Consider the following 12,077-nt stretch of genomic DNA (forward strand, 5'->3'; position numbering starts at 1 on the left):
TCCCAAACCAGCTTGCTGGTGGAGAAGCTCGGTTTTTAACGCAACAGAATTACAGCGCGGCTTTTGACAATTTTTTTTGAATTAAATACAGCAAAAGGCCAGCCGCTATCAGGCCGATAAGTGTGCAAGCCAAGCCGCCTTCTAAGCCAAAACTACCGCCGTTTAACCAAGCAGTCTGTTGCGATAGCGTTGTCGTAAAAATCGCCGAGCTGCTGCCAAGGTCTTGTCCGCTGACGGCAAGGCCAAAAACGGGGCCCTGCATAAAATTCCAAATGGTATGGGCCGCCCCAACCACCCACAAATTCTCAGTCAGATAAAACAGCAGCGAAAAGACGAAACCAAAGAGCATCAGATTGACAAGCGAAATCATCGACATATCGGGATTCGCACCGTGGAATAATCCAAACAAAAGCGAATTGCCGACAATTGCGACCGTTGCATTTTTCCGGTGGCCGACTAGATTCATCAGATAGCCTCTAAAAAAGACTTCCTCTGTCATCCCTTGGACCATAAAACCTAAAAACAACAGGAGTATCAACAGCCAATTGGTAGACTGACTCAAGCTAATCGATGCGCTGTTGAATACGAGACACAGACCTAAGACCAGCACAAGACCAATTGCTCCCAGTAATAAGCCGGTCAAATAGTTTGCTACCAATTTTATTTTACAAATCCTAAGGCCGCTAGCGGCTGCTTGTTAAAATATTTAAAAATCAATAATAACGCAAGTAGAGGAACCGCAAAGAACAATAAATTTGGCAGTGTCGATTGGGAGAGCTCGGTTAGGCGATCAATGGCATTGGGCTGTTGGTTAACGGCGCTATAGATGACTATCGCAACGCCTAGCAGAGTGCCTGCGACCGTTTGGCCCACAAGAAAAATAAGCATGGTGCTGAAAAAAGGCAGCCACCATTTGAGACTGGCCGGCTCATCAATTAGATTCATGCTGGGAATCTTCGGTAATTTAGTAAACATAAGTCACGTCCTTTTTACAATATTTTTGATAAATCAATCAAAAAAATAAGCGATTAATAAAATAAATTGTAGGAATTATGATTAATTTATCAACTTCAATATTATTGTACCTTCTTGATAAGGAATTATGCACTAACAAGTTTGTTAGGGGTTTTAATACGAAGTGAATCAATTATTTGGTATATGATTCGAGATATATATTTATAAAGTGAGGTTTATTAACAAAAAAAGAACTAATTCTGTTGCTCTTTTATAAAACGCTTGCATTCTAAAAAATATATGATATTATAAGATTAAATTGAGAGGGTAGTTACTGATAAGCAGGCTATACCTTAGGAAGTATGCATGTGATTACATGTCTATTTGTTAAGGTGTGGGCTGCTTTTTTCTGGAGGTGATTCTTATTTGAAAATCAAAAAGATTTTAAATAATAACGCGGTTTTGGTCAGCAAAGATCGTAAAGATTATATTTGGATTGGTGCTGGTCTGGGATTTCAGAAAAAACCGGGTCAACTTGCTGATGAAAGTAAAATTGAGAAAACTTTTATTTTAGAACAGAAAAATGCGTTTAATCGATTGGTCACAATTATGGAAGAAATTCCCAATGAATATGTAGTGTTGGCAGATGAAATTATATCTTTGAGTAAAAAAGAGTTATCGATGGAACTCAGTGAGACGTTGTATGCTTCACTTACAGATCATTTGTATAATCTGAAACGAATGTACCAGCAAGGGATTATTATTCCAAATCATATTTCTTGGGAATTAAAGAGGTTTTATCCTAAAGAATTTGATTTGGGAAAAAAGGCCTTGCAGCTGATTTCTGAAACGCTAAACTTTATCCCCGCTGAAGATGAGGCAGGAAATATTGCAATGCATTTGATTAATGCACAGGTTGCAGATGATTTCAGTGGAGTGGATGGAGTTCAAGAAGAGTCACAAAAAATCCGTGATATTATTGCTTTAATAAGAATGCATAATAAAATTGAAATTGATGAAGAGAGTTTCGCTTTTGACCGTTTTGTGACTCACCTGCGATTTTTTTTCAGAAGAATCAAAAATGGTCACACTTCTAAAAGCAAGAATCCCTTGCTCAACCATATTAAAGAACAATATGGTGCAGCATATGCAAGCATGCTTCTAATAGAAAAATATCTAAACATTGAATTTGATGATGATGAGAAATTATACCTCTCGTTACATATTCAAAAAATAATTGAGAACGGTTAAGGTTGTTACTGGTCAAGCAGGCAAGACTAACAAAGCGTAAAGCTTTTTTAGTCTTGCTTTTTTTATAGCCAAGAAAGGATGAAGATGATGAAATATGAAAAATTGAGTCAGGAAATTTTGGAGAATGTTGGTGGAAAGGATAATATCACAGGTTTAACCCATTGTATTACTCGTTTAAGATTCAAACTCAAAGATGAATCTAAGGCAAATACAACGGCCATTGAAAATCTCTCTGGGGTTGTGACGGTTGTCAAAAGCGCTGGTCAATATCAGGTTGTTATTGGCAATCATGTACCAGAAGTTTATCAAGATTTTATCGTTGTAAGTGGTCTTACTCCAGAAAATAATTCCAGTGAAACTGATAAACCCAAAGGGATTTTGAATATTTTTATTGATACTGTTTCTGGAATTTTTATACCTTTAATTGGTGTTTTAATGGCAGCAGGGATGACGAAAGGAATGCTAGCGCTACTAACAGCTTTTGATTTATTATCGAAGACTTCTGGAACGTATCAAATTTTAAATGCTGCTGGAGATGCTTTCTTCTACTTCTTCCCAATCTTTCTTGGGTACACAGCTTCAAAAAAATTCGGCGGCAAACCATTTTTAGGTGCAGCGATAGGTGCTGCCCTAGTGTATCCAGCAATTGTTGGAATTTCCTCCTCGGCTGAACCATTGTATACCTTGTTTTCTGGTAGTTTGATTGAATCGCCAGTTTATATTACTTTTTTAGGTATGCCGGTGATTTTAATGAGCTATGGATCAAGCGTGATTCCAATCGTGATGGCGACTTATGTAGCAGCAAAAATTGAAAAATTCTTAAGTAAAATCATTCCGTCAATGCTTAGAAGTTTCTTTGTGACGTTTATCACGCTAATTGTAACTGTTCCCCTAGCCTTTTTAATTATTGGACCTATCACAACATGGGCTGGTCTATTGTTAGGTGAAGGATTAGCTAGTGTATACGCTCTAAGCCCAGTAGTTGCTGGTATCATTATTGGTGGGGTATGGCAAATTTTTATTATGTTTGGCTTACATTGGGGCTTCATTCCAATTGCTTTGAATAATTATGCTACACTTGGATATGATGTCATCATGATGGCTGGATTGGCAACGCCTTTAGCGATGGCGGGAGTTACTTTAGGAATTTTCTTAAAAACAAAGAGCTCGAAATTAAAAGAGATTGCATTTCCAGCATTCTTGTCCGCAGTTTTTGGTATTACTGAACCGGCTTTATATGGTGTAACCTTACCTCGTAAAAAAGCTTTCTATGCAACATCATTTGCAGTGGCAGTAGCTGGTGGCATCATGGGGCTTTTTAATACTCGAGTCTTCATTAATGGTGGTACTGGAATCTTTGCCTTACCTCGTTTTATTAATCCAGAAGCAGGTATCGACAATAGCTTTATCGGGTTTGCCATCGCCTCAGCCACAGCCTTTTTGATTGGTTTAGGATTAGCATTAACAATTGCCTATAATCCTAAACAAGATGAACCTGAGGGGGAACCGGCAAAAGATTTAAATATTGAAATTAGCAAAAATCGAACTATTGATTTGAAAAGTCCGATTCAAGGAGAAGTAATTTCATTGAAGGACGCTGCCGACACCGCCTTTTCTTCTGGTTTGCTGGGAAAAGGGGTCGCCATTATTCCTGAAAAAGGCGAAATTGTGGCTCCTGCTGATGGTGTGGTGACGGCTTTGTTCCCAACAAAACATGCAATTGGCATTACAACTGATTCGGGGATTGAAGTCCTAATACACGTTGGGATGGATACTGTGAATTTAGAGGGTAGATATTTCGACGCTTTGGTAAAGCAAGGGGATCGAGTTAAAGAAGGCGAGTTATTGTTGACTTTTGATAAAGAAAAAATTATCGAAGCAGGGTACTCAATCGTAACCCCTGTAGTTATTTCAAATACAAATGACTTTTTAGATGTCTTGGAAACAAAAAGCGGAAAAACCAATTTCAGTGACGCACTGTTGACAGTTATCTCATAATTGATGGAGGCTACTATGAAAAAAAATATCTTTTTATTTGTTGCAGATCAAATGCGTTGTGATTCCCAAGGACACATGGGGAATCCCGCAGCAATCACACCGAACTTAGATGATTTAGTTACAGAGGGTGTATCCTTTGAAAATGCATATTGTCAAAATCCGGTGTGCGTACCATCTCGAAACAGTTTTCTAACTGGCTTTTATCCCCATGTCAATGGGCATCGGACAATGCATTTTTTGCAAAGAGAAGATGAGCCAAATATTTTAAAAGAAATGAAACAAAATGGCTATGAGGTCATCTGGATTGGCCGCAATGATATTGTGCCAGGAGATCGTGCAAAAACTGAATATTGCGATGCTTATTTCGACGGGGTGCATGATGAAAACTTGCGGGATGCTACAGATAATACCTTCAATCCTTCTGCCGAAAAAAACGAAGCTACTAACGAGCTCTATAAAGAAATGCTATCAGGAGATACCTACTACTCATTTTTCTTAGGAAAATTACCTGACGGTGAAGGCTATGGAAAAACGGATTGGAATTGTGTTCGAAAAGCCTTAGATTATATTGATCAAAGATCAAAGCAAGGCAGTGATAAGCCATTCTTTGTTTATTGTACGATTTCGTTTCCACATCCGCCTTATGGATGTGAAGACCCGTGGTATTCTAGTATTGACCGGGATAGCTTGTCCCCTCGACGTCCTAATATTAAGGATATCCCTAATAAAGCCAGCATGCTGTATGGCATCAATTCTAAACAAGGATTGAATGGCTGGAGTGAAGAACGCTTTGATGAGTTAAGAGCGACTTATTTAGCGATGGTTTCGCGTTTCGATTATCAGTTGGGTCTGATTAAAGATAAACTTAAAGAAACTAATCTTTATGAGGATACAAATTTAATTGTCTTCAGTGACCATGGTGATTACACGGGTGACTATACAATTACTGAAAAAGTCCAAAATTGTTTTGAAGATCCAATCACGAATGTGCCGTTTTTGATTAAGCCGGCTAAAGGGATTGAAGTGCATCCCCGCAAAACTAAAGCACAGATGGAGTTATTGGATTTACCAGCCACATTAGCAGATTTAGGTGGTTTTGAATTATCTTATACTCAATTCGGTCAATCTGTTCTCCATGTTTTAAAAGGGGATGAAAAACATAAGGAAGCTGTTTTTTGTGAGGGTGGCCGTATCCATGGTGAAACACAGGCGATGGAGTTAGGTCACGGACCAGAATCTCCTTATTGGCCAAGATTATCAACCCAATATAGTGAAGGTCCTGAGCATACGAAAGCTGTTATGTGCAAAATTGATAATTATAAATATATCATGCGTTTATATGAAAAAGATGAGTTGTATGATCTAACTTTAGATCCTATGGAGATTGATAATCTTGCTGTAAAACCAGAATATCAAAAGTTAGTTCAAGAGATGAAAAACAGAGTAACGCAGTTTTATATAGAAACTACAGATTTTGTCCCTAAAAAAAGGGACAAACGGTAAATAAACTAAAGGAGTCATTATATGAAACATATTTCAGTATTAATCAAACCAGCTTCTTCTCTGTGTAATATTCGATGTAAATATTGCTTCTATGCTAATGTCAGCTCATTAAGAGAAGTTCGATCTTACGGGAAAATGAGTGCTGAAGTTTCAAAAAAAATGATTGCTAATATCTATGCAGATTTAGAAGATGGTGACGAGTTGACGTTGGCTTTTCAAGGAGGAGAGCCAACGCTGGCCGGTCTTAGTTATTACCGAAATATTGTCAATTTAGTTCAACAGCATCAAAAACAAGTCCATGTTCAATACGCTATCCAAACAAACGGCTTAGTAATCAATGAGCGTTGGTGCGAATTTTTGAAGGAGAATAATTTTTTAGTCGGTTTATCAATTGACGGACATAAAAGTTATCATGATCTAAATCGTGTCGATGCCAAACAAAGAGGAACTTTTTCTAAAGTGTTGGCGACTAAGCAATTATTTGATGATTTTGAAATCGAGTATAACGTTCTTTGTGTGTTAACCAATCCGCTAGCAAAAGAGGCAAAAAAAGTTTTTCAGTTTCTAAAAGACCAACATATTCAATATGTACAATTTATTCCATGTCTGGATGACTTAGACGCTGAAAGTAGGAGTAAGTTTGCCCTAACACCCAAACGTTTTGCTAGTTTTTATCATCAAATATTGAAATTTTGGTTAGAGGATTTAAGAAACGGGAACTATCTGAGTATTAAATTGTTTGAGGATTTATTAAATTTGTTTGTGAAACGACAGCTGAGTGCCTGTGGTATGTTAGGGAATTGTCAAGTGCAGTATGTGATTGAGGCTGATGGGAGTGTCTACCCCTGCGATTTTTACGTATTAGATGAATACCGCATGGGCTATATTCAAGAGGAATCCTTACGAAGTCTGTTTGAAAAAGAAGTTGCAGTAGATTTTTTATGTTCAAGAAAAAAATTACCTGAGATGTGCAACAGCTGCCCCTTCTTTAAAGCCTGCCGTGGCGGTTGTAAAAGAATGGCAGATGCAATCTATGTTGAGGAAAGTTATTGCGGCTATCAGAATTTACTAAAAGAATTTGTACCACAAATTGATGACATATTGGAATTATTGCGAAGGAGAACTGCATGATTGGGCTAATTTATTTTTTTGTTATTGTTTTAGCTAATTCTGTTGGGGCAATTTCCGGTATGGGTGGTGGCGTGATAATTAAACCAGTTCTGGATTTTATCGGTGCAGATTCGGTATCAGCGATATCGTTTTATTCCACGGTGGCTGTATTTACTATGTCCGTTGTCTCGACGGCTAAGCAATTAAAAAGCGGTTTGAGATTTCAATGGCGGATTATTTTAGGTATTTCAGCTGGCGCAATTATTGGAGGGATTTTTGGGAATCTAGCTTTGGAGGAGCTTCTGAAGATTTTTGGAGCTGATCAGCCAGTCAAAATGATTCAGATAATAATTACTCTACTGACTTTAGCCTTTGCCTTTTTCTATACCAAATACCCAGTCGTAAGATTAAAGCTATTAAAAGACTGTTATTATCTCTTCTGTGGTCTACTCTTAGGTTTTTTAGCAAGTTTACTAGGAATTGGCGGAGGACCAATCAATGTATCTTTAATTATGCTGATGTTCAGTTTGCCTATAAAAGAGGCCACGGTCTATTCAATTGGAACAATTTTTTTCTCTCAACTGGCTAAGTTAACGACAATTGCCATTAGTGGTAATTTTTTTAATTATGATTTGAGTCGTTTATATTTCGTTATTCCAGCAGCAATTTTAGGTGGTTGGCTAGGGTCAAAACTCAGTGGTATGATTACAGCTGAAAGTATCACCAAAGTTTTTCAAGCGGTGATTGTGTTGGTTATGGTAATCAATGTCTATAATGGACTGCAAATCATCTTTTAATTTAGGAAGCTCTAGACAAAATATTTTTTTGTTTAGAGCCTTTTTTGAAGGATAAAGATTTAATGATTATCTTAGAGACTGTTAAGATTGACTTATTTGATTTAAGAACAATTAAGATACATTTGAAATCCAAGCCCAACTAAGCCCCAACAATCTTCTTTCAATCAAGAAAAGTTGAAATATTTTCTGAAGGCTAGTATTATGCAAGAATGAATGCAACTCAAGAGGAGAAAAAGCGATGACAGAAGATTATTTAGTAAAAGCCTTATGCTATGACGGATTTGTGCGGGCCTATGCAGTGAAGGCGACAGAGGCTGTAGCAGAAGCTCAGCGCCGCCATGATACTTGGCATACCGCTTCGGCAGCTTTAGGCCGCACGATGGTCGGCGCCCTTTTATTAGGCGCGACTCTCAAGGGTGACGATAAATTAACCGTAAAAATTCAAGGGGATGGACCGGCTGGTGCGATAGTTGTCGACAGCAATGGCCACGGCGATGTCAAAGGCTATATTAAAAATCCCCACATCAGTCTGCCGGCTAATCCTCAAGGAAAATTGGATGTTAAAGGGGCTGTCGGAACAGAGGGCATGTTCGTGGTAATTAAAGATTTAGGGCTGAAGGAACCTTTTTCTGGTCAAACACCGATTGTCTCCGGTGAAATTGGCGAAGATTTCACCTATTACTTAGCAGTTTCTGAGCAAATTCCTTCAGCGGTGGGCCTGAGCGTTTTGGTGGACACTGATGACAGCATTAAGACAGCTGGCGGCTTTTTGATTCAAATCATGCCGGGGGCCGATGAAGCCATCATTGATAAAATTGAACAGCAATTACAGCAAACTCCTATAATCTCAAAATTGTTAGATGAAGGTCAAACGCCGGAGGAAATATTACAAGGGCTAGTTGGAACTGAACAATTAGAAATTTTAGAAAAAATGCCGGTTCAGTTTAAATGTGACTGCTCCAAGGAAAAATTTGCTTCGGCAATTATTGCCTTAGGACCAGATGAGATTCAGCAGATGATTGACGAGGACCACGGCGCTGAAGCCGTCTGCGCATTTTGCAACAACAAATACTACTACGATGAAGCCGACCTTCAAGCCTTGAAGGCCGAAGCGCTAGGAGAATAATATGTCTGCATTAAATCAAAGCTGGAAAATCGGCGATGTTGAAATCCCCAATCGAGTGGTCGTGGCTCCGATGGCGGGCATCACCAACGCCGCCTTTCGCGTTACCGTCAAAGAGTTCGGTGCTGGCCTTGTGGTGATGGAAATGATTAGCGATCAAGGGATTCATTTCCGCAACAAAAAAACCTTGGAAATGCTCTACATTGATGAAACGGAACATCCTTTAAGCGTGCAGATTTTTGGCGGCTCCAAGGAGAGCTTGGTGGAGGCGGCAAGCTTCGTCCAAGAAAATACCACCGCAGATATCATTGACATTAACATGGGCTGTCCCGTCAACAAAGTGATTAAAGCCGAAGCCGGTGCCAAATGGCTACTGGATCCCAATAAGGTTTACGAAATGGTCGAGGCGGTTGCCGTCGCCGTCGATATCCCCGTGACGGTTAAGATGCGCACTGGCTGGGATGAAGACCACGTCTTTGCAGTGGAAAATGCCCTGGCTGCCCAATCAGCGGGAGCGGCGGCGATTGCGATGCACGGCCGCACTCGAGTTCAAATGTACGAAGGCCATGCCAATTGGAAAATTTTAAAAGAAGTCAAAGAGCATTTAACGATACCCTTTATGGGCAACGGGGATGTCCGCACCCCAGAAGACGCCAAACGCATGTTAGAAGAAGTCGGCGCAGATGGGGTGATGATTGGCCGAGCTGCGCTAGGCAATCCTTGGATGATTCACCGCACCCAGCAGTATCTGGAAACCGGTGTGCTGATGCCAGAACCTAGTCCGCGGGAAAAGATTGCCACGGCGAAATTGCACTTGAGCCGGCTAGTCGCTTTAAAAGGTGAGAAGGTCGCTTGTCGAGAATTCCGTCAGCACGCAGCCTACTATCTAAAAGGTGTTTCCCGGGCTGCCAAAGTCAAGGCGGCGATTAATCAGACAGAAAATGAAGCGACAATTGCTGGTTTGCTGGATGATTTAGTGGATAAATTGGAGAGTAGAGAGAAAATTACTAGCATCTAATATGTAGCAAAACTCTTTGCAAACTGCGCCTTCTTGCTCTTTAAAATAGAAGAGCCGTCTAGTAGTAGTCGGTCCAGCCAAATACAAAATAAAATTCTTGAAATTTTTATTTGAAAAAAGACGCAACAGTTCCACCAACTTTCTTCTATAGAAAGAAACCTGCTGTAAAATATTTGACTGCGACTTCCGCAAAGGGGCCGCAGTTTTTTATTTTTTAAGGAAAAGAATTTCAACTTGCATTTTCTGTTCTTCATTGGCATTATAGGGAAGAGACATCAAGAACGGAGGAAACAGAGTGACAGAGGAACAACAAAACAGTCAACAAGAACTAAATGATCAAATGCTGGTCAGACGTCAAAAGATGGAAGAACTACAAGCAGAAGGCATTGATCCCTTTGGCAAGCGTTTTGACCGTACCCATAATTCAAAAGAGCTGCATGAATTATTCGACCAACGCACCAAAGAAGAACTTGCTGAAATGAATTTATCCAGCAGCGTTGCTGGTCGAATGATGACCAAACGGGGCAAAGGCAAGGTCGGCTTTGCGCATTTGCAAGACCGGGAAGGCCAAATTCAAATCTATGTCCGCAAAGATGAAGTCGGCGATGAAGCCTATGAAATTTTTAAACACAGCGACTTAGGAGATTTCTTCGGCGTTACCGGACAAATTATGAAAACCGACATGGGGGAAGTTTCGATTAAAGCTAGAGAAATTACTCTGCTTTCTAAAGCCTTACGCCCACTACCAGATAAATATCACGGCTTAACGAATATTGAACAGCGCTATCGTCAACGCTACTTAGATTTAATCAGTAATCGTGACAGCTTTGACCGCTTTATGAAACGCAGCCAGATTATCAGCGAAATCCGCCGTTACTTGGACGGCCAAGGCTATATTGAAGTTGAAACGCCAACTCTGCATAATGAAGCCGGTGGCGCTGCAGCGCGACCATTTATTACTCACCACAATGCGTTAGATATTGATTTGTACTTGCGCATCGCCCTTGAGTTGCATTTGAAACGATTAATCGTCGGCGGCATGGAAAAAGTCTACGAAATCGGCCGCGTCTTCCGTAATGAAGGTATTGATACGACCCATAATCCTGAATTCACGATGCTGGAAGCTTATACAGCTTATTTTGATTTTCAAGATGTGATGAATTTGACAGAAGGCATTATCCGCAATGCTGCTGAAAAAGTTCTTGGCACCACTAACATCACTTACAATGAAGAAGCGGTTGATTTGGGAGCTCCTTTCAAACGTATTCACATGGTCGATGCCATAAAAGAGCAAACCGGCGTTGATTTCTGGAAGGAAATGACAGTGGCAGAAGCACGGGCTTTAGCGAAGGAACATAACGTGGCAATCACCGATGCTATGGAAGTCGGCCATATTCTCAATGAATTTTTTGAAACCTTTGTTGAAGATACTCTGCGTCAACCAACATTTGTTTACGGACATCCAGTCGAGGTTTCCCCTTTGGCTAAAAAGAATCCTGAAGATCCTCGTTTCACCGATCGCTTTGAATTATTTATTGTCGGCAAAGAGTTTGCCAATGCCTTTACCGAATTAAATGACCCAATCGACCAAAGAGGCCGTTTTGAAGAGCAGGAAAAAGAGCGGGAGCAAGGAAACGATGAGGCCCATGGAGTGGATGAAGATTTCCTAGAAGCACTGGAATACGGCATGCCGCCAACCGGAGGCCTAGGTATCGGAATTGATCGTCTAGTAATGTTGTTAACCGATGCTCAATCTATCCGCGATGTCCTATTATTCCCGACGATGAGATAAATTAGAAAACAACGCATACCCTTCTGATAAATTTATTTATCAGAAGGGTATTTTTTTATAGAAGGTCATTTTATGTCCCAATTACAAAAGAAAAATGAAGATATTTAACAACTTTGATTTTTTTGAGATTTTTTAAACTTTTTTCACTTTTTTTGTTGACGGAGATTGCTTCCCATGATAAACTAACGAAGTTGCTTGAGACGACGGTCAAACATTAGTCATACCAATGCTTACCGGATTTTCAAGAAATATTTTCAGCGCTGTGTATCCAACGACAAATTTTAAATTATTAAAAAATAAATTAAAAAAAGTTGTTGACAATCAGTTGAAAAGCTGATAAGATATAAAAGTTGCTGAAACAACAGATTCACTTCTTTTAAGAAGCTGAATCGCAACATGTAGATCTTTGAAAACTGAACAAAGCAAACGAACCAATGTGTAGGGCGTTCTTGATATTCAAGAACAAAATAAACATTGCAAGCAAAAGCTAGCAAACAATTAATGAGCTAACAATCGCAAGATTGTGCAAAC

At 39.7% G+C, this 12,077-nt stretch carries 10 protein-coding genes; 8 read left to right on the forward strand and 2 right to left on the reverse strand.

Annotated features, from left to right (window positions below; genetic code table 11):
• Positions 1-49 precede the first annotated feature (49 nt).
• Together AC1Z3S_RS13215 and AC1Z3S_RS13220 are read right to left on the reverse strand one after the other, a co-directional pair.
• Positions 50-658: a CPBP family intramembrane glutamic endopeptidase gene (locus AC1Z3S_RS13215; RefSeq protein WP_461740745.1), complete on the reverse strand. Its 609-nt coding sequence runs from the start codon at positions 656-658 to the stop codon at positions 50-52.
• A gap of 2 nt (positions 659-660) precedes the next feature.
• Positions 661-975 carry a hypothetical protein gene (locus AC1Z3S_RS13220; protein ID WP_461740746.1) on the reverse strand — a complete coding sequence of 105 codons (315 nt, stop codon included), beginning with the start codon at positions 973-975 and terminating at the stop codon, positions 661-663.
• A gap of 405 nt (positions 976-1,380) precedes the next feature.
• Between AC1Z3S_RS13220 and AC1Z3S_RS13225 the strand changes: the two genes are divergently transcribed.
• The 8 genes from AC1Z3S_RS13225 (at position 1,381) to lysS (ending at position 11,546) form a co-directional block, all read left to right on the forward strand.
• Positions 1,381-2,205, forward strand: coding sequence for a PRD domain-containing protein (locus tag AC1Z3S_RS13225; RefSeq protein WP_461740747.1), 825 nt, complete (start codon positions 1,381-1,383; stop codon positions 2,203-2,205).
• 87 nt (positions 2,206-2,292) lie between these two features.
• Entirely contained in the window at positions 2,293-4,203 is a 1,911-nt protein-coding gene (locus AC1Z3S_RS13230) for a beta-glucoside-specific PTS transporter subunit IIABC (protein ID WP_461740748.1), read from the forward strand.
• A gap of 15 nt (positions 4,204-4,218) precedes the next feature.
• Complete coding sequence (locus tag AC1Z3S_RS13235; protein ID WP_461740749.1) at positions 4,219-5,706, forward strand: sulfatase family protein; 1,488 nt, start codon at positions 4,219-4,221, stop codon at positions 5,704-5,706.
• A 21-nt stretch (positions 5,707-5,727) separates the two neighbouring features.
• Entirely contained in the window at positions 5,728-6,837 is a 1,110-nt protein-coding gene (locus AC1Z3S_RS13240; RefSeq protein ID WP_461740750.1) for an SPASM domain-containing protein, read from the forward strand.
• Positions 6,834-7,613 (forward strand): sulfite exporter TauE/SafE family protein, encoded by a 780-nt coding sequence (locus AC1Z3S_RS13245; protein ID WP_461740751.1) that lies wholly within the window; start codon positions 6,834-6,836, stop codon positions 7,611-7,613. The genes AC1Z3S_RS13240 and AC1Z3S_RS13245 overlap by 4 nt, the downstream gene beginning before the upstream one ends.
• 238 nt (positions 7,614-7,851) lie before the next feature.
• On the forward strand, positions 7,852-8,739 hold the full coding sequence (gene hslO / locus AC1Z3S_RS13250; RefSeq protein WP_461740752.1) for an Hsp33 family molecular chaperone HslO: 888 nt from the start codon (positions 7,852-7,854) through the stop codon (positions 8,737-8,739).
• Between the two features lies 1 nt (position 8,740).
• Positions 8,741-9,754: a tRNA dihydrouridine synthase DusB gene (gene dusB, locus AC1Z3S_RS13255; protein ID WP_461740753.1), complete on the forward strand. Its 1,014-nt coding sequence runs from the start codon at positions 8,741-8,743 to the stop codon at positions 9,752-9,754.
• Positions 9,755-10,049: 295 nt separating this feature from the next.
• A complete protein-coding gene (gene lysS, locus AC1Z3S_RS13260; protein ID WP_461740754.1) occupies positions 10,050-11,546 on the forward strand; it encodes a lysine--tRNA ligase in 1,497 nt (498 codons plus the stop codon).
• The last annotated feature ends 531 nt before the right edge of the window (positions 11,547-12,077 follow it).

Source organism: Enterococcus sp. LJL90 (genome assembly GCF_056924355.1).

Coding starts and splice junctions, on each gene's coding strand:
- AC1Z3S_RS13240 (WP_461740750.1), top strand. CDS start 5,728: ATGAAACATATTTCAGTATTAATCAAACCAGCTTCTTCTCTGTGTAAT.
- AC1Z3S_RS13245 (WP_461740751.1), top strand. CDS start 6,834: ATGATTGGGCTAATTTATTTTTTTGTTATTGTTTTAGCTAATTCTGTT.
- hslO (WP_461740752.1), top strand. CDS start 7,852: ATGACAGAAGATTATTTAGTAAAAGCCTTATGCTATGACGGATTTGTG.
- AC1Z3S_RS13230 (WP_461740748.1), top strand. CDS start 2,293: ATGAAATATGAAAAATTGAGTCAGGAAATTTTGGAGAATGTTGGTGGA.
- dusB (WP_461740753.1), top strand. CDS start 8,741: ATGTCTGCATTAAATCAAAGCTGGAAAATCGGCGATGTTGAAATCCCC.
- AC1Z3S_RS13220 (WP_461740746.1), bottom strand. CDS start 975: ATGTTTACTAAATTACCGAAGATTCCCAGCATGAATCTAATTGATGAG.
- AC1Z3S_RS13235 (WP_461740749.1), top strand. CDS start 4,219: ATGAAAAAAAATATCTTTTTATTTGTTGCAGATCAAATGCGTTGTGAT.